Here is a 19861-nt window from a genome sequence, read left to right as displayed (position 1 = left end):
ATACCTCTTAAAATATTTTAAAAGCGCCGGAAATTTCTATCTCCAGCCCTTATATGATTACTTTTTACATAGGTCAAAATAATGCTTAACTTTGATAAAGTTTGGTCACTATACGATACATACTACAATCAACAACGTCTTTTCCCTGAGTGTAAAGTCCCTCAAAAAGCGTGCCAATTTGTCAATTCTCTCCTTGAGATCAAAGATCAATATGATATTTTACTGCTCGATGGCTTTGGTGTTCTCAACATTGGTGGAACTGCGGTACCCCACATGCCACAGACTATTAAAACGCTACAATCTCTTGGCAAAGAGACCTTTGTCTTAACCAATGGCGCTTCATACCCAACAGATGTCCGTGCAAAAATGTATCCCCAATTGGGCTATGATATTAAGCCTTCACACATTATCTCTTCTCGTGATGCGGTTGAATCAGAACTGCCTCACTTTGACCTTACAAAAGAGGGAAAAACTTGGGGCGTAATTGTCGGAGATGGTGCATTTATCGATCAATTACCGGCTAATACCGTCTTACTTTCTAAAGATAATATTGATTTTGTCGATGGGTTTATCTTTCTAGCAACTAGCTATTGGAATGCTGCATGGCAAGCATTATTGATGGAATCTCTGATTAAACGCCGCCGTCCACTGATTATTGGCAATCCTGATATTAGCGCTCCTCTTGAAGATTCTTTCTCTGTAGAACCTGGGTTTTATACAATTGAGCTACTAAAGATGCTACCTGATTTAGATGTGACCTTTTGTGGTAAGCCTTTTCAAAATACCTATGATGTTGCTTTTAACAAAATTAAAGCAGCCATTGGAGATTTTGAAGTTTCACGCATCTTAATGGTCGGCGATACGCTCCATACAGATATTTTAGGGGGTAATCACGCAGGTTGTAAAACACTCCTAAAAGCAGATTGGGGCTTCCTAAGAGGACGTGATCCACTGCCATTTATTGAAAAGTCTGGCATTCAACCCGATTTTATTATTAAGAATAACTAAGCGCTCACTAATGAGTATTTTTAAGGATTCTAAATACCAAACAGGGATCATGGTTTTCATGATCCCTGTTTTATATCATTTTTATAGCCAATTCGGTTCAAGAAACATTATTTTAAAAGTAATTTAATAGCACAAAGGATGTATCAAATTAGCTTGCATGCTTCCGGATAGAACGATTCTTGTGCTTCTCATAACTGATGCGCCGGCAGTATGATTTAATCTCTTTTAAACCTCGTTACTATCGTAACGAGGTTACGACTAGGACCTTACCAATTCAAAGCAATTCCAGCTTGGTGCAAGAATTTTTGCTCTGAATGTAAATCTTCCTTAAAAAGAGGATGATCCCGCAGCCACCCTTTTTCAAAACGAAGCTTAATCTCATGATCTGTCAAAAATATTTCAACATCTGGCGATTCTTGTAAGTACCTGCCTCGATTAAAGAGTACCGAAACTCGAAGTAGTAGCGTGATTAATAGCACATACTCCGGCATTCCCTTAAAATCATCTAAATCAATCTTACGCTGATGATTATAGATAATGGTTGCAAGAATCTTTTGATCTTGTTTACTAAAACCATCTAAATCCGCATGCTCTACTAAATAAGCGGCATGCTTATATTGCCGATGATGAGAGATTGATAAGCCGATTTCATGTAGATATGAGGCCCACTTTAAATATCGTAACGCATCATCTTCTAATTGTATTTTATTCCCATCAGGATCTTTAAGCATTTTTGCAAGCTTTAAGCTCGTAATCGCAACTCTTCTTGCTTGCCCTTCATCCGCCCCAATTCTTGTAATAAGACTACTAATTGTTTCATCTCGGCGATCTTTTTGATGAACTCTACCTAAAAGGTCAAAAAGCATTCCTTCACGAAGTGCAACATTCGTCACAGAAAGCTCTTTAATGGATAATACCTTAAAGGCTGATTGCAAAATCACAAGCCCAGCTGGCATAACATCTGCTCGAAGGTCACTTAAATCAAAAAATTTGGCAATCTTTTTATTAGAGCCCAAATCAATAAATTTTCGCGCTAAACGTTTCAGCGCTTCACCAGTAATAAACTCATCTTGCAGACCAATATAAGAGAGTAATTCTCCAATCGTTCTAATAGTTCCAGAAGCCCCGATAAAGCAGGCATCTTGATAAGGAATGAGGTAACGTAAAGATTGTAGCTCTGATTCCACAAACATCAAGGCTTGATCGTAAGCGCCTTGCGAGACCTCCCCATTAGGAAAAAATTTGCGTGTCATATTCACACAGCCCACATCTCGGCTATACGCCTCTTTAATGGTATTTTCCCGTCCTAATATAAACTCCGTACTACCGCCACCAATATCCATTACGAAAAGATCACGATCTACAATATTGGCATATTGTGATACACCTAAATAGATTAAACGCGCCTCTTCCCGCCCTGAAATGATATCAATTGGCATCCCTAACGCTTCTTGTGCTTCTTTAATAAACGTTGGGTCCTTCATTTTACGAAGCGTTAATGTCCCCACCGCCCGGCAATTTTGCGGCGCAATATTAGCCAATCTTTCTCTAAACTTTCGAAGGCAATGGAGCGCACGCTCACGGACCATCGGATCAATCCCGCCGCCTTCTAATAAACCATATCCTAATTGGACCATCTCTTTAATTCGATCGACGACTAAAATTCGGCCATTATCTTCCTGCATCACTGCCATATGGAAGCTATTTGAGCCTAAATCGATTACTGCGTAAATATGGTCCTTCATGGTTTACCCCTTATTCATTAGGCTCGCTTAGCTAAATAATTACTGAGTTTTACAAAATCTTCAATATGAAGATTTTCCGCACGAATCTTTGGATCAATCCCTAAGTTAAGGATCTCTTCTTCTGATAAGAGTGATTTTAAATTATTTCGTAGCATCTTGCGTTTCATCGAAAAGGCATCTTTGACTACCTCAAAAAAGAGCGCATCATCTTCAATCCCATAAGGATTTCCTTCATAAGGAATAAGGCGCACAAATTGACTCATCACTTTTGGCGCAGGATCAAATGACTCAGGCGGAATCTCTAAAAGCGGCACCACTTCACAATAACGCTGCACCATAATCGACAATCGACTAAATGCAGAATCCCCTGGCTGCGCCGCCATTCGTTCAATCACCTCTTTTTGCAACATAAAGTGCATATCCTCAACCATCTCTACATTGCTAAGAAGATGGAAGATAATCGGCGTTGAAATATTGTAAGGAAGGTTACCGACAATCCGTAGCTTCTCCCCTTTTTCGCATAATTTTGGCAGATCAACTTTAAGAACATCTTCATTGATGACCGTTAACCCCTCTAAAGTCCGCAGATAATCAATAAGATCTCGGTCTAACTCAATCACGGTCATCTTTTTTGCCGCATTAAGGAGTGGCCTTGTCATTGCTCCAAGACCTGGCCCAATCTCCACAAGATTCTCCCCTGGCATTGGCATAATGCTCTGGATAATCTGGAAGATGATGCTCTCATCTATTAAGAAGTTTTGCCCAAAACGCTTGCGGGCCTTATGTTGCGGTTTATTCATAAAGTTCTATTCTTACTCTTTATTGATCTTATTGATAAAGAAAACTACTGTGAGCTTTCTCTTCTATTCTATCTTAAGTCACATTTACATCATAGTAACTAAAAAGCTCCGAGGAGTTTTAAACCACTCGGAGCTTCTCTATATTTTACTGCATCGAAATAGTATTGATGACTTTTAAATTATTGTGTGCCCACACGCTTCTCTACATAAACATCAGAGAGCATTCGATTTAACCACTCATCAAATGTTGCCGCTGCTTTCTTTCTAAAATAATACTCTCTGGCAACGTTACGAATCACTTCCTCATCTTGGAAGCCTGTACGGCGATCATTCACTTTAATTAAGTGATAACCATATGCCGTACGCACCGGCTGGCTAAGCTCATCTTTTGATAAGCGAACCATCGCTTTTTCAAACTCTGGCGCTAATTGACCAAGACCCACCCAACCTAAAGAACCATCTTCTGCTGCAGATAGCGGATCTTGGGAGTTTGCTCTGGCGATATCTTCAAATGATGCATCGCCTGAGATAATACGCTCACGAAGACGATTCGCTTCTTGGAGCGCTTTTGTTTCTGAAGTATCTTTGTTAACGGCAATTAAGATATGACTGACTTTATGCTGTGAAACGTTAGCACTCATCATTCTCTCTTTTAATTTTTGGAACTCTGCAGTTTTCATATAAAGATCAATCTCATTTTCAGAGAAACTTGTACTTTGTACGATCTCATTTTGTAAGCGAGCCGCTAACATCTGACCGCGAATATTCTCACGATATTGATTGTAATCCATGCCTTGGTACTGAATATACTCTCTTAAAGTTGCAATATCCGTGCCATTTCTTGCCGCAATATCGGCAATTGCCGCGTCAACTTCATTATTTTGGACATGTAATCCGGCTTGTTTTGCAAAAAGATCCTGATATTTTGTCGTAATTATCACTTTCGTCACATATTCTTCTAACTCTTGACCTGAGAGACGTTGGTTCGGTGGAATATAGCTCATCTCGTCTCTTGCCAGTTGCATTTCACGCTCCCAATCGGCAAGCGTAATAATGTCATCATTGATCACAAACGCGATACCATCAACGGTTCCAAGACGAGCCATAGCGGTTGGCGATGCCAATGTTAAGAGTGCAACTAAAGATAATATACGCATTTTCATAATGATCATTTCTCAAAATTTTCAACAATTTAAAAAGGGTTAAATCTCTCTAATATTTGATATAAGCAGAAGAATTTTACCACCTTAATGCAATTATCGCTAAGATATAATAAAATTGGCTTAGCAATTTTTATTATATCTAGGTTTTGGAAAATAATGTCAAACGAAAACAATACACAACTTGAAGCATCTTCTGTACAGGAAGACACGAATCTCACGCCACAAGAAGCTCGTCAAAAGCGCATTGAAATCTCTCAACAGCTTTTGCAAAAATTGTCAGAAGAATTTCCGACAATTTTCCCGCAGCCAAAAGATGGCCGCCCTGTTGCGCTGGCAATTGGTATCCATAAACAACTCATTCCTGTTGTCACAGAATGGGGCTTTAGCGCGGTGAATCTTCGCTCGGCACTCTCATGGTATACCAAACAACTTCGCTACCAACAAGCGGTTGTTCATGCGCCGCATCGCACCAACCTTGATGGTACAGACGCTGAGATTATTGATGATGAACATCGCAATCTTGCCAAAGAGAATGTTGAGAAAATTCAAGCGATTCTTGCAAAGAAGAACCCTGAAAGAGCTAAAAGAAAAGCCGATAATCGTGCTGAAAATAGAGCGCCTAAAAACCGCAAACCAAAAGCGGCTCGCCCTAATAATGCGCCTGCAGCAAAACCTGCAAAACAAGCGCCAAAAGAGCCACTTTCACTCGATGAAAAAATGCAGTCTCTTCTTAATAAATTCAATCAGTAATTCGTCAAAAAGTAACTATGAAACAAATACCCATTCGTCTTCTTAAAAACGCCCTTGAGCACGTTGCTAACACGCATCAAGTTGAAATCGATCCAAACCTGGTGCTTAAAAGCGTAGAAAGAACGCGAGATATCAGCCATGGCGACTTTGCTAGTAACATCGCAATGATGACCGCCCGTAACTTCAAATCTAATCCTCGAGCTGTTGCCGAGATGTTAATTGAAGCCATTGGTGAACAACCAGAAATTGCAAAGATAGAAATTGCTGGCCCTGGCTTTATCAACTTCACTTTCAAACCAGAAATCCACCATCAAGAACTTGGCAAAGTTTTAAATGATGGACCGAAATATGGTCACAATAATGAGGGTAATGGGGAAAAAGTTCAGATTGAATTTGTGTCAGCGAACCCAACAGGCCCGCTTCATGTCGGTCATGGTCGTGGTGCTGCTGTAGGTGATTCAATCGCCCGTGTACTTGAGGCGAATGGTTATGACCTTACTCGTGAGTTCTATTATAATGATGCCGGCGCCCAGATCGATAATCTTGCAGCTTCTGTCAAATCCCGCATTGATGGCATTACGCCTGAAGATAGCGCATGGCCAGAAGATGGTTACCGTGGGGAATATATTATTGATATCGCCAATAGCTATCTTGCTAAAGAGAGTATTACGGCGGATGATCGCGAAATTACCGCATCTGGAGATAAAGAGAATATCCAAGATATTCGTAACTTTGCCGTTGCGTACCTTCGCCGTGAACAAGATTTAGATCTTAAAGCCTTTGATATTAATTTTGATGTCTACTTCTTAGAATCTTCTCTCTATCAAGATGGCGCTGTGGATAAGGTCGTTAATCGTCTTATTGAAAATGGTAAAACATTTGAAGAAGATGGCGCTTTATGGCTTAGAACGACAGATTATGGTGATGATAAAGATCGTGTTATGCGCAAAAAAGAGGGCGGATACACTTACTTCGTCCCGGATGTCGCTTATCATGAGAAGAAATGGGATCGCGGCTTTAAGTTCGTCATCAACGAACAAGGTGCCGACCATCATGGAACCATTTCTCGTGTTCGTGCGGGGCTTCAAGCTTTAGATGTCGGGATTCCACAAGGCTGGCCTGAATATGTTCTTCATCAAATGGTGATGGTACTAAGAGACGGGCAAGAGGTGAAGATCTCCAAACGTGCAGGCTCTTATGTCACTTTGCGCGACCTTATTGATGAAGTGGGTAAAGATGCCACTCGCTACTTTTTAGCAGCACGTAATCCTGACTCACAATTACAATTTGATATTGATCTTGCGTTATCACAATCAAGTGATAACCCTGTCTACTATATCCAGTATGCCCATGCTCGCATCTGCTCAATTTTGGCAGAACGTGAACGCCGTGGTAATGCTTTTGATCCAACCTTTGCGATCAAAAACCTTGATAAGCTCACTATGGTTCAAGAGTATAAGCTCATGCGTACGCTCTCAACATTTGGTGAAATTGTCATTACCGCTGGAAATAATCGTGCGCCGCATCTTATTGCTAATTACCTACAAGATTTAGCAGCTGATGTTCATAGCTATTACAATGCTAAAGATGATGCGGGCAACGCGGTGCGGATTTTAACCGAGGATGAAGATCAAAAAGGCTTGCAAGATGCAAAACTGTATCTCTTAATGGCCGCGAAACAAGTTCTTGCCAATGGACTTGATCTTCTAGGTCTCTCAGCACCTACGAAGATGTAAGGAACACTGACAATGGTGCAACTCGGACAAGTCCAATCAAAAGAGAAGTGGCGGAAAATTAAGAGCTTCTTACGTCACTTTCGTAGGCCGCCGACAAAAGCCGAACTTCTCTTTTATATCCTTATTGTTGCACTCGTTGTTGCTGGCGCACTCTTTTTTGCTGATCGTGCAGAGAAAAAAGCCGAAGAGAAAGAGGCCCGCAGAATTGCGAGAATGGAGCGTTTAGCAGAGCTTGAAAGGGAGAGAAACAAACCTTTCTCCCCCGATGAAATTCAGATTCCTGAATCGGAATTCTCATTTTATGAGCAACTTGCTAATCGCTCTTTTCATATTGAAGGGGAAGAGGCCATTGGTGGCGCTCATTATGTTGAGCCAAAGCCAAAGCCAAAATTTGAGCTCATCAGCGAGCCTTCAGGCTATGAATCTGTGGATACCGAAATTAAAAATGAGTTTGCCTTAGAGCTTCTCTCGGCATCAGAATCATTTCAAGAACCCGCTCCCGCCCCTGAAAGCGGACCTCGAAAAAAACTCCAAACAGGAAGCTTCTCCTCCACATTTGAAGCTAATATTCATAAATCACAGTTAGAATCTTTAGGCTATAACCCCGAGGTTCAAAAAGCCGTCGTCAATGGTAAAACCATTTTCCGTGTGAAAATCGGCCCCTTTACCACTAAAGATCTCGCACAAGTGAAACGCAATCTCGATATGCAACAAATTAAATTTATTGAGGTTAACCCTTAATATTTTTCACCTTTTTCGCCTATCTTTAAATCGTAAAGCTTTATGCTTTCACCATAAAAATAGCGTATAGTGTGTAGCAATATCGTTTTAATAATTAATCAGTACAACTTAAGGTTTTATTATGTCACGTGGAATTAATAAAGTTATTCTTGTCGGACGTTTAGGGAATGATCCAGACGTTCGCTATACCGCAAGCGGAAGCGCGGTAACAACGATTTCTATCGCAACTTCAGAAAGCTGGAAAGATCGTAACACAGGACAACAACAAGAGCGTACAGAGTGGCATCGTGTTGTATTCTTCGGTCGTTTAGCAGAAATCGCAGGACAATACCTTAAAAAAGGTAGCCAAGTCTATGTGGAAGGTTCCCTTCGCACCAACAAATATACCGATAAAAATGGGATCGAGCGCTATAGCACCGATATCAACGCAAACGAGCTCCAAATGCTCGGCGGTGGCGGATCTGGCGGCGGCAACTTTGGTGGTCAGCCTATGCAAGATGATTACTCAGGCTTCAACCAAGCACCCCCACAAAACAACTACGGAGGCGGGCAACAACAGCAACAGCGTCAAGCCCCACAACAAAACCAAGGCTTCAACCAACCAAGACAGCAAGATAACAACATGGCTGACTTCGATAGCTTTGATGATGATGTACCGTTCTAATCTAAATTTTTAGATATTAAATACGAAACCTAACGATTTTTTAATTGTTAGGTTTTTTTATCGCATTTATTTAACGTATGATAAATATCGTAAAATGGGGTTATAGTAAAATTGGTTTAAAAGAGACTGAATCAGATTGCCGGCGCATCGGTAATTAGAAGCGAAAGAGCAGCTCTATCCGGCATCATGCAAGCTGGTTTGGTTTTTACGCTATATTGTTTATTTTTAATAAAATGTCTCTTAAACCAAATCGACTATACAAAATCTCTTTTAAACCAATAAAGTGATCTATATGCCGGAAATAATCAACATCCCTGCTACTTTATACCAAGAAAAAACAGCGCTAAAAGCAGACCTTCGTGCCGAAGTTTTAGAGAAACGAAAAGGCTTAACGAATGAACTAATAAAGAGCTATTCCCAAAGTATTGGGGAATGGCTTCTTTCTATATTGCCGGAAAAACCTATCTATATACATCTATTTCTGCCGATGGCAAAAAATCATGAAGTCGATCTTCGAGGTTTATTGCCGGTACTTTGGGAGCGTGGAGATACCGTTTATATTCCACGTGTAACCATCGATCAAAAACTTGAGCATGTGCAATTAACGCCAGGAACCATCATTGAGAAGAATCGCTGGGGGATTCCTGAGCCTGCAAAGCATCATTTGCCGGCAACTAAAGAAGAAATCAAAGCGATTGAGATCGTGCTGACACCGCTTTTAGTATGTGACCAACAAGGTTTTCGGGTCGGTTATGGCGGTGGGTTTTACGACCAGTTTTTTCAAGATTATCCACATGTGCAAAAGATCGGGGTTGGTTTTTTTGAGCCTATTACCGAAATTCTCGATATCTATGAAGGGGATATTCCTTTAGATCTATATATCTCGCCATCGAGAATCACACGCTTTAATCAGTAAAATGGTAAAATGCTAACTTCAGAAATTCACGCCGAAATGGAGAAAGCTTAGGATGTTATCCCTGTCAAAACTCACGCGCACTTTCTACAACAACTTACTCCTTTACTGCACTAAGATCTTTATCGTAATGTCCGGAGTTGTTATTGCGCCGATGTTAATAACGGGCTCCTTACAACTTCCTCCGATTTTAGGTGCCGTTGCCGCAGCGCTTTCTGATCTTGATAACCATATTAAAGGCCGCGTAAAAAATATTGGGCTGATCCTCCTGATCTTCTTCCTTGCTTCAACGGCGGTTGAGCTAATCTTCCCTTATCCTTTGATTTTTTTCCTTCTTTGCGTCTTTGGCACGGCATCTCTAATCATGCTTGGGGCTTTAGGAGATCGCTACGCCACGATTGCCTTTGGTACTTTAGTTTTAACCGTTTATACCATGCTCACTTTTGAAGCTGATCGCGCTTGGTATATTCAGCCGATTATGCTCATTATCGGGGCGCTTTGGTACCATCTGATCTCCCTTTTATTTCATTTTATTTGGCCGGCAAGACCGATGACTGAGTCTTTAGCGGATTGTTATAAAGATCTAGCAAGGTTACTTGAGCTTAAATCTCGTTTTTTTGACCCTGATGAAGTCGAAAGTATCAAAGAACTGAAATTAAAACTCTCCATTGCCGGAAAAAACTTAACCGCAAAGCTTGATAATATCCGCGGAGCGATTATTCGTAGATTACAAAATGAGCGAGGACAGAACCCTTTTCCAGAGATCCTCAATTACTATCTTGTCGCACAAACTATTTATGAACGCGCAGCTTCTGTGCATGTGGAATATGAGCTTTTGCACAAAAAATTCCTCTATAGCGACCTACTCTTTCGCTTCCAACGATTAATGATGCAACAAGGGCAAACAGCGCTCAAGATCTCTGAAGCCATCAATAAACATGAAGAGTACGAACATCCCCAATATCTCAATAGACTCTCGACCCGCTTAAATGAAACCATCGAGCGTCTTAAAAAGTCCGGAAATCATGAGCGAGAAGTTTATCGCTCCCTTGATAATCTTCTTCATAATCTAGAGCAAATTAACGCACTCTTTTTAAAGATGCAAAGTGGGCTTGCAACCAATGATCTTCTCAATACAGAGATTCAACAACTTCTACCTCAAACACCTCAAAAGATCAGTCTTAAAGATCGCTTCTTAGAGATTTATCAACGCATCATGAGCCATCTTACACCGGAATCTGAAGTCTTTCGTCATGCTGTGCGTATGAGCTTTGTAATGGGAGCGGGATACCTTATTATCTGGATTGCCAATATTGGGAATATCTATCTTCTTAATGGTGATGAAATTACAACTCGTATTTATTGGATCATTTTAACAGCGATCTTCGTCTGCCAACCTAATTCAACGGCAACAAAAACACGGATTACAAAGCGCTTTTCCGGCACCGTATTAGGCGTCATTGTTACCATTCTCTTTTTACAATTTTCACCATCGGTCTCCTTACAAGCGTTAATTGTCATCTTGAGCGGGACACTCTTTTTTATCTTTAGTGCCGCGCAATACTCCTTTGCCACAGCCCTGATTACCATCATGATCTTAATTGGCTTTAACTTAAATGATTATAACTTTATCGCCCCTGAGCGCCTTATTGATACGATGATTGGCTGCGCTCTAGCGTGGATTGCCGCGCGCTATATCTTGCCTGACTGGCGCTATCATAATGTTCTTAAGACCTATGATAAAGTTGCACTGCAAAATAGCCGTTATCTTAAAGAGATCCAAGAGCAATATCATCTTGGAAGAAGTGATCACCTTGCGTACTTAACCTCAAGAACGCTTGCAAGTGAAGCAGATAGCGAGCTCTCTTCACTTTTCTCCTCACTTTCTGCTTCCAATCAGCATGATAAAGCGACGCTAGAAGAGATCTTTAATAACCTCTGTTTAAATAATACCTTTTTAGGTTATCTCTCGGCATTAGGCGCTCATCGAGAAAAGGTAGAAGATAAAGAGGTATTAGTGCTATTTGATAAGACGGCTAATTTTATTATTAAAACACTTCAGACTAAACAGTTTGATCAGCCCTACTATAGCGCCTTAAAGCGGGAAATTTATCAGTTGCAACATCACGAGAGTTGCACACAAAATAGTGTCTCAACAATTTTATTACAACAGTTGATGCTTCTTCTTCGAACGCTTCCTTCTTATTTAAAGGCACTATTTAACGCATAAAATCATAATATGACACTCTGCTAATTCAATCTTTGATGCTATGATGGTTTATTAACTGATTTATAACATATTTATTTTTAAAGATGTTTATCACCACAAATAGCGTTATTAACATATTGTTTTAATAACAATAATAATTAAAACAGCATTATCTTTGGTGATTTATCTATAAGGAGTGTCAGTATGCCAAATCGTATTCGATATGATATCTATCCCCCAAAAGGTTCGATGGATCTTATCTCTCACACCGAAAGCGCTATTTTAAAGAAAACAGCCAAAGGTGAACTCTATCCGCTCTTTAGAAACTGTACTTTAGCAGTTCTTAATACCGGCAGTAAAACTGATGACCCTCATGTCATTTTTAATAAATATAAAGATTATGATATCGAACTGATCCGTACAGAGCGTGGGATTAAACTACGCCTTTATAATCCTCCTCATGAAGTTTTTGTCGATGGAAAGCTCACCGATGTTATTCGTCGTAACCTCTTCTCTGTGCTTAGAGATACCCTTTTTATTGATTCTGTTTCTAATCTTTATCAAGAATATAAAAATGGAAATGGTTCAATCCTTGATAACACCATTGAAACCCGTAACTCTTTAACCACCGATTTTGTATTTGCTATTTTACGTAATGCCAATACTTTACGCACCGACCAAGATCCTAATATTATCGTCTGCTGGGGCGGTCATTCTATTAATCAGACAGAGTATGAGTATGGTTACGCGGTTGGACAAGAGCTTGGCGTACGCCATCTAAATATCTGTACAGGTTGTGGCCCTGGCGCAATGGAAGCGCCGATGAGAGGAGCGGCTGTTGGGCATGCTAGACAATCAAATAAAGAGAGTCGCTTTATCGGTATCACCGAAACCTCTATCGTAGCAGCAGAGCCACCTAATCCGCTTGTTAACGAACTCATTGTAATGTCTGATATTGAAAAAAGGCTTGAAGCCTTTATTCGCTTAGGCCATGGCGTCATTATCTTCCCTGGCGGCGTTGGTACTGCTGAAGAGTTCTTCTATATTCTAGGCTTACTACTTCTTCCTCAAAATAAAGATATCTGCCTACCCCTGATATTAACTGGCCCTAAAGAGAGTGAGCAGTATTTCCGTACACTTGATAAATTTATTGAGAGAACCTTAGGAAAAGAGGCACAAAAACTCTATGAAATCATCATTGATGATCCTGTAGAGGTTGCTAAAAAACTAAAACTTTCAATGCCGCATGTTAAAGATTGCCGTCAGCAACGGGGTGATTCTTACTGCTTTAACTGGCTCTTAACCATCCCTGAAGATTTCCAAAAGCCTTTTATTCCAACACATGAAAATATGGCAACACTTGATCTTCATTTAGATCAGCCTAAAGAGAAGCTTGCGGCCAATCTTCGTAAAGCCTTCTCGGGGATTGTTGCCGGCAACGTTAAAGAGTTTGGCGTCAATGCTATTGCAGAGAAAGGTCCTTTTGAACTCACGGGGGATCCTGAACTTATGGAGATGGTTGATGAGTTACTACGGGACTTTGTAGAGCAGCAGCGAATGAAGCTTCCTGGCAGTGAATATGAGCCTTGCTACATTATTAAAAGCTAGATCTCCTATTCATCAACTTAATCATCAAGCTCATTGATGCATAAAATGCTACTCAAGCTTATTGGGTAGCATTTTTAATATATGACCACAGATACTCGCTGTAACGCGCTACTCTTCCCCTTAAAAAAAGACCTATATCAGTTATCTCTCCTATAATAAAACTCAACCAATTGTTTTAAAGTATATTATCCTTATATTAAGATCATTATTTAATCATCTTTGATTTCGATTTTTCAAATATCACAGAGGAGCTCTCTTCTCATGCAAAAATTTCCAAAGATTTTAACAATTACCGCGCTAGCGCTTTTCACGCAAAGCCTTGCCTTATCTGACGAATGTCGTCTCATTGAAAATCCTTATGCTCCAGAAGTTGATTCTCCTGAGATACGCCAAGAGATTTTCCAAAATAATGGTCAAATAGTTTTAGAGGTTCTTAAAAGTAGTAGTGCAGATACGATCTCTAAATCAGATCTTGAATCTCTCTTAAACTGCCTTAGAAGCTCGGTGAAACTTGGAGATCCTGTTGCTAGCGTCACGCTTGCTACAATGTTAGTTAATCTAGCAAAGCCTGAGAACCTCACTGAAGCTTATCTCACTAGAATCATCGCAAATACCCACCAAAGATATGATGTGATGGCAGATCTTAAACGCACCTTTTTTAATTTAGGTCCTGATAAACAACTACTCGATATGGCTTTTAAAGATAAAACGCCAGCAGATTTTGTCGAGATTTTCTCAACAGAATCACATCTTGCCGTCAGTGATGTTGAAGATCTCAAAATGGCATTTAAAGATAATTGGGATAACATGCCCGCCCTTTCTGAATATCTACTAACAAACAGCAAAAAGGGATCAGCAGGAGAGATGCTTGGCATCATTGTTTTACAAGAAAGTAGTATCAATGCCTTTAAAAACCATGAAAATGATCTTGATAATCACCTTATTATCGCAGACTTCGTCATGAACCATCTTGAATATAGACCAAGCTACGATTTTGCCAAAGAGACTTATGAAGTCGCCTTATCACAAGGCAACAATGATCAAAAAGCGCAGGCAAAAATACAATTAGAAAAGCTAAAATCCTTTATCAGCAATCAATAATATCGCGAAATCAAATGAAGAAAAGCTTTGCTTTAAATTGTTAGCACAAGATAACAAGTTTAGTGAAATAGGTTCAAAACAGACTGATTTAAATGCCGGCATATTGCGCTATTCACAATAATCAATTATTAATAGCCGCATCTTACAAGCACTATTTAATACACACCTTTATAGATTTATGCAAGGTTGGAAAAATGTTTCGAATTCTTCCTAAAATCCCGTGCCAGTAGCTTAAGACTTACTTTTCTTAAACCGATTTTACTATAAAATGCTCGCTCTCCCTTCCACGGCAAGGTAGCCCATTTCAAACCCTAGATACAATAAAAGGGCGTATATAATACGCCCTTTTGATACACTCACTAATACTTCTCTTTTTAAATAGAGAATAATCTCTTTTAGAGAGCTTTATCCACCTCTTTGGTCGAAATTCCTTGATCAATCCCGCCCCATTCTGCGCGAATCCATGTTAAAAGATCGGCGATCTGCTCGGGCTTTAATTCCCCATTAAACCCAGGCATCGCATACATTCTTTGCCCATTGGTATAATTAGTGGTCTGTAAACCATGGAGAATCACCCCGATAAAGGTTTGCGGATCTTGCATCTCCACAATGGCATTATGACTCAAAGATGGGGCAACATTTGGTGTACCCTCCCCTTGAAGACCGTGACATCCTGCGCAAGCTGCCATATAGTATTCTCGCCCTTTCTCCCTATCCCCTTGCTTCATTCTCCCCACCACTTGGTTATAAACTATTGGGGATTGCTCCGGCGTTAAAAGCTTCCCTTTTGAATCTGTTAAAAGATATGTTGCCATCGCTTTTACATCCGAAAGATTCATCTGGCTTGTGGAGAAATGCGTCACGGTATTCATACCCGCAAAAGAGCTTCCTTCTGGGGCAATTCCTGTTGATAGATACTGCGTTAAATCTGCAACGCTATAGCCATTTTTAGCAAGTCTTTCTGCTCGAATATCAGGAATTGCCATTCCAGATTCAAACCCACCCGCTAACGCATCGCTAAATTTTACACCCATCATAAAATTACGAGGAGAATGACACGCACCGCAATGCGCTAAGCCTTCCACTAAATAAGCCCCTCGATTCCAAACATCCGAGCGATTCTCATCGATTGGCACTTTTCGATCTGGAAAGTTAAGAAGTGTCCAAAAATTCATAAATGGTCGAACAGGAAGCTCAAAAACACCACTATTTTTAGCATTTGGAACCTGTAAAGGAGGAATACTCATGATATAAGCATAGAGCGCATCTAAATCACGATCAGTTGTAATGTGAGTAAAAACAAAGGGCATTGCCGGAAAGAGATTGCCTTTTTTACCCACACCATCTTTTAACGCACGATGGAAATCCTCTCGTGTATAATCCCCAATTCCAAAATCTTTATCGGGCGTAATATTGGTGGAATAGATCGTACCAAAAGGGGTCGCAATAGGAACGCCACCAGCGCCTTTTTCCCCATCAGACCGAGAATGACAACCAAAACAATCCCCCGCAAGTGCCAGCTCCTTCCCCCTAGGTATAAGCGCTTCTTGCTCTGCTTGAGGTAGGGGGGATTTCGCACTTTCACTCACCGTATCTTGCTTAAAAACACCAAACAATACCAATAAAGAGAAGATCACCCCAATAATTAATAACCAAACAATCAGCCTGATAAGACCACTGCGGCGTTTCGGGCGATCATAATAACGTAATTTTTTCATATGAATCCCCTTAATCAATCACGCAACCTGGCGTTGCAAGTGCGACATCACGAATCGCTTCATAGTAACGAACATAACCTGTACAACGACAAATATGATCATTAAGCGCATCTTCAATCGCTTTCTCTAAATGTGCTCGCTTTACCGGCGTTCGATTCAGCTGATCTAAAAAAACAGTCGCACCTGCAACAAATCCTGGTGCGCAATAGCCACATTGAAAAGAGAAATTATCAATAAAGGCTTGTTGAATCGGCGTTAATACTAATTTTCCTTCCTGCTCTTTTGCATGCCCTTCAATCGTGACGATATTTTTACCAGAAAAATAATGTGCACCAAATACACAAGTTCGGCTTTCGCTTTTTGAGCCATCATCATGCAGTACCATCACCGTGCAAGCGTGACAAACCCCTTGCCCACAGCCAAAATGTGTTCCTGTTAAATCTAAATATTCATGTAAAAAGTCAATCATTAACATTGTAATAGGAACCTCTATAGGCCCTATCTTTTCACCATTGATCGTTAAAGTTAGGGGTTTTCGCTCAATAGTGGGATACTTTTGAGTCACTCGCTCCTGATCCATCGCTTGATTCATTGCCGCTGTAGTCACTGTGCTTGCTGTCATCTCATTTGATCCTATCGTTTCTGCTTTATTGATCTTCTCTTGATCTTGATCTTGATCTTGAGAGATTAAAGTTTCATGATTGTTTTTAGTCATCTATTGCCGCCTTGTGTCGCCGGATCAATTGCTTGTAAGATCTTATCGGCAGTAATGGGGAACTCATAAAAACGAGCTCCTAGCGCATGGGTTAACGCATTACTGGTTGCAGGTAAAATCGGAATCATCCCAAGCTCAGCCATCCCTTTAGGCGGGGAGGTTTCAGATAAAGGGGGTAAAAATTCTGTCGTCTGCTTCCATACCGCGACATCTTTTGCTCTAGGTAAAACATAGCGGTTAAAGTTCCATGTCCCATTACCCGGCCCATCTTCATAAAGAGGCAACTCTTCCATCAGTGCATGACCAATTCCCATCGCCGTTCCCCCTTGAATCTGCCCTGAGACAAGCTCTGGAACAATCATCGTGCCGGGATCCATCATCATGTGATGCGACATAATATCCACCTCACCAGTAAAGCTATCTACGCTTAATTCTACTAAGCATGATGCTGGCGTTACCGTTGTTGGATCCGCCCCTGAACGATCGGTATCTGGAAAATAAGCAATTTTACGTTTAATAAAATCATATCCGCCGGTGGTCATTCTTGCTTTTAAATTTGCCGGCGCACCATCGCCATACTTCACAGCTAAAGCATCTAGTGGAAGATTTTTCATCCCAACGGTAGGAATATCAAATTCTGCCCGTGACCATTGCCAGCTCGAATAAGCATGAACTGCAACACCGGTAATCAATCCCAGCTCATGGGCTTTTTTCGCCAAAACGTCAAAAGGAATCGGCGTCATACCGCCTCCGCCAATCCCGCGCTCAGTTACCCTAACATCAGCAAGCGACATATTTAAACTACTAAATGTTCCGCCGCCAATCCCTTCACTCCAGATCGCTTTTGCCGCGGGCCAAAGAGAATTTTCTAATAAGAACTTCCCTGCTTGTCTTGTACCAAAGCCAATATAGTAAACACCGCTTGAAGAGCTCATATCGGGAATGAGTGCCGGCGTCCAAAAGGGATCACTTTTTGCCAGTTGATCTTGTTTCTTCTGATCTGCCCAGCTGGTATAAAGCGGCAACTCAGCAAATTCTGTCACCCCAAACTCCACATAATCAGGCGCTTTTCCTAAAGCCTGCCAAATCATCACCTGCTGCGCCGTTGTGCCGCCGGTTCCAATTTCTTGAACGCAGTGACGCATCGAAAGTTTACCCTTTGCATCAAACTCTAAAGAGAGAATCGTCGGCACGCCGCTTGAGCCATAAACTTGCTGGACTTGAGCAAAGCCAACCCCATAAAACCGCCCAGGATTTTGCCCTTCATACGCTTTTTTTGCCGTATCACGATTGACCCAAAGCGGATGCTTTTGTGCCATCTCCAGCATCTCAATATTGCGGGGATCACCGGCAAAGATCCCCCCTTGCGTATTGGTATAGCCCTCTTTAATCGCATTACGCATGCGTAGCTCAATGGGATCGATTTTTAATTCATGAGCGATCTCATCAACCATTAATTCGGTAATAGCCATCGATTGTAATGACCCAAAGCCACGCATTGATCCTGCTTCCACTGCCGGCGTTGCCATCGCTAGCGCCGTTAAATCTGATTTAGGGAAATAGTAAATAGACTGCGCACCACGCACCGCAACATGTGATACCGCCACCGAAAGATTCGCTCTTCCCCCACCATTACAGTTATACGTTCCTTTTAAGATCTCAAACTTACCACTATTACGGTCAACTGCCATCGTTACATCCATCTCAACAGCATGACGCTTCATTCCCATCTGAAATTGCTCATAACGATTATTTGCCATTCGTACCGGCAAGCCCCCGCTATAAAAACTAGCCGCCATCGCATAAATCGGGAATACAGAGTAATCTTTAGAACCATAGCCAACTGTGGAGCCTGTTAAAAGCACCACATTTTTCACATCTTTATACTGGCTATTTTTAATCATATCAACCGCCATCCCGGCAACGCCAGCCGGAGATTGCGTTGCCGTTAAAATATGCAATGTTTTTGTCTGATCATCATACCAAGCGTTACAGTTATCAGGCTCCATCGCACAAGCATCAATCGATTGGGAGAATCCTTGACGACTTAATACAAACTTTTTAGAATCCGTTTGTGCACGAGAAATCTCATCCGTAATCACCTCTGCATGCATCATTCCCTCTTTTTGAATTGCAGGCTTTTTATCTGCCTTTTCTAAAGCGCGAATAAAACCACCGCCACGATCTTTATGCAGTAAATTAGCTGTTAAAGAGGTCGTTGAATACATCTCTGGCGGCCAAATGACAAGATTGCCATCAAAGACGCCTTTAATCGCCGAATCTTGATAAGGGGAGAAAAGAGAAGGCGCTGTAGGGCTATCCCCCCCTATACGAACATAACGCGCCGCACCATAGTTTTTAGGCGGCTTAATACCTGTGGTTTTCCCATATTGAATAACGCTCTCTTCAAATTGTAAAAGCCGATGCGCTAAACTATAACGATCAAAATCCTCATAGATCAAAATAGCAACAGGATGCCCATAAATTGGCGGTGTTGTGCCTTTAGGAACTAAAATATTTTGCCCATAAAAACCAGATCCCATACTGGTATCTTGAGGAATATTAAACCCATCTTTAATCAAATCTTCTTGTAACACTAAGCGATCTGGCTGCAGTTCACTACCTAAAATAGAGAGATCAATCCCCTCAAACGTGCGATCTGCTTTCGTTGTTTTGAGCATAAAGGCATAAGCTTGTTTTGTTGGCCATCCTTGTAAATCCTTGGCCCGATAATCTCTGGCAAAGTTTTTCTGCCCCGTTACTTTACGAACACCATCCCAGCGAGTCTTCGCTTTACCATTAGCGCCTATCCAATTTGTTGATGTTGGGCCTGAGTTCATCTCTACAGCTTGTGCTAATGGTAGTTTTCCTATCATTACGGTAATCCCCGCGATTACCCCAAGCTTCATAAAACCTCGGCGTGAAAGACTCATACCCATAATTTTCTGCCTCTTATCTATTTTTTTATGATCATTTACTAAAATGACTTG

15 protein-coding genes are annotated in these 19861 nt (G+C 41.0%); 9 read left to right on the top strand and 6 right to left on the bottom strand.

Annotation, left to right across the window (positions count from 1 at the left end):
• Nucleotides 1–81: 81 nt before the first annotated feature.
• Entirely contained in the window at nt 82–1008 is a 927-nt protein-coding gene (locus MMG00_RS12400; RefSeq protein ID WP_242148815.1) for an HAD-IIA family hydrolase, read from the top strand.
• 266 nt (nt 1009–1274) lie between these two features.
• Here the strand turns inward: MMG00_RS12400 and MMG00_RS12395 are convergent, their stop codons facing one another.
• The 3 genes from MMG00_RS12395 to MMG00_RS12385 all read right to left on the bottom strand — a co-directional run bounded on the left by MMG00_RS12395 (nt 1275) and on the right by MMG00_RS12385 (nt 4716).
• Complete coding sequence (locus tag MMG00_RS12395) at nt 1275–2753, bottom strand: Ppx/GppA phosphatase family protein (protein ID WP_242148813.1); 1479 nt, start codon at nt 2751–2753, stop codon at nt 1275–1277.
• 17 nt (nt 2754–2770) lie between these two features.
• Nucleotides 2771–3553 carry a 16S rRNA (adenine(1518)-N(6)/adenine(1519)-N(6))-dimethyltransferase RsmA gene (gene rsmA, locus MMG00_RS12390; protein WP_242148811.1) on the bottom strand — a complete coding sequence of 261 codons (783 nt, stop codon included), beginning with the start codon at nt 3551–3553 and terminating at the stop codon, nt 2771–2773.
• Nucleotides 3554–3732: 179 nt separating this feature from the next.
• Entirely contained in the window at nt 3733–4716 is a 984-nt protein-coding gene (locus tag MMG00_RS12385; RefSeq protein ID WP_242148809.1) for a peptidylprolyl isomerase, read from the bottom strand.
• Between the two features lie 156 nt (nt 4717–4872).
• Here MMG00_RS12385 and MMG00_RS12380 point away from each other — a divergent pair, with 156 nt between their 5' ends.
• The 8 genes from MMG00_RS12380 to MMG00_RS12345 all read left to right on the top strand — a co-directional run bounded on the left by MMG00_RS12380 (nt 4873) and on the right by MMG00_RS12345 (nt 14438).
• Entirely contained in the window at nt 4873–5466 is a 594-nt protein-coding gene (locus MMG00_RS12380; RefSeq protein ID WP_242148806.1) for a ProQ/FINO family protein, read from the top strand.
• A 17-nt stretch (nt 5467–5483) separates the two neighbouring features.
• Entirely contained in the window at nt 5484–7202 is a 1719-nt protein-coding gene (argS, locus tag MMG00_RS12375; protein WP_242148804.1) for an arginine--tRNA ligase, read from the top strand.
• Between the two features lie 12 nt (nt 7203–7214).
• The gene (locus tag MMG00_RS12370; protein ID WP_242148802.1) at nt 7215–7943 is read left to right on the top strand and encodes an SPOR domain-containing protein; all 729 of its coding nucleotides are present in this window, start codon (nt 7215–7217) and stop codon (nt 7941–7943) included.
• 121 nt (nt 7944–8064) lie between these two features.
• Nucleotides 8065–8607, top strand: coding sequence for a single-stranded DNA-binding protein (ssb, locus tag MMG00_RS12365; RefSeq protein WP_349775515.1), 543 nt, complete (start codon nt 8065–8067; stop codon nt 8605–8607).
• A 292-nt stretch (nt 8608–8899) separates the two neighbouring features.
• Nucleotides 8900–9523 (top strand): 5-formyltetrahydrofolate cyclo-ligase, encoded by a 624-nt coding sequence (locus tag MMG00_RS12360; protein WP_242148800.1) that lies wholly within the window; start codon nt 8900–8902, stop codon nt 9521–9523.
• A 52-nt stretch (nt 9524–9575) separates the two neighbouring features.
• On the top strand, nt 9576–11750 hold the full coding sequence (yccS, locus tag MMG00_RS12355; protein WP_242148799.1) for a YccS family putative transporter: 2175 nt from the start codon (nt 9576–9578) through the stop codon (nt 11748–11750).
• 183 nt (nt 11751–11933) lie between these two features.
• A complete protein-coding gene (gene ppnN / locus MMG00_RS12350; protein WP_242148797.1) occupies nt 11934–13337 on the top strand; it encodes a nucleotide 5'-monophosphate nucleosidase PpnN in 1404 nt (467 codons plus the stop codon).
• A 261-nt stretch (nt 13338–13598) separates the two neighbouring features.
• Complete coding sequence (locus tag MMG00_RS12345) at nt 13599–14438, top strand: hypothetical protein (RefSeq protein ID WP_242148794.1); 840 nt, start codon at nt 13599–13601, stop codon at nt 14436–14438.
• 395 nt (nt 14439–14833) lie between these two features.
• Here the strand turns inward: MMG00_RS12345 and MMG00_RS12340 are convergent, their stop codons facing one another.
• From MMG00_RS12340 to MMG00_RS12330, 3 genes are all read right to left on the bottom strand, one after another.
• A complete protein-coding gene (locus tag MMG00_RS12340; protein WP_242148792.1) occupies nt 14834–16156 on the bottom strand; it encodes a cytochrome c in 1323 nt (440 codons plus the stop codon).
• A gap of 10 nt (nt 16157–16166) precedes the next feature.
• Entirely contained in the window at nt 16167–16748 is a 582-nt protein-coding gene (locus tag MMG00_RS12335; protein WP_432805950.1) for a (2Fe-2S)-binding protein, read from the bottom strand.
• Nucleotides 16749–16867: 119 nt separating this feature from the next.
• The gene (locus MMG00_RS12330; RefSeq protein WP_242148790.1) at nt 16868–19810 is read right to left on the bottom strand and encodes a xanthine dehydrogenase family protein molybdopterin-binding subunit; all 2943 of its coding nucleotides are present in this window, start codon (nt 19808–19810) and stop codon (nt 16868–16870) included.
• Between the last annotated feature and the right edge of the window lie 51 nt (nt 19811–19861).

The organism is Ignatzschineria rhizosphaerae, from assembly GCF_022655595.1.
Classification (GTDB): domain Bacteria; phylum Pseudomonadota; class Gammaproteobacteria; order Cardiobacteriales; family Wohlfahrtiimonadaceae; genus Ignatzschineria; species Ignatzschineria rhizosphaerae.
This window is presented reverse-complemented; position numbering and strand designations above follow the sequence as displayed.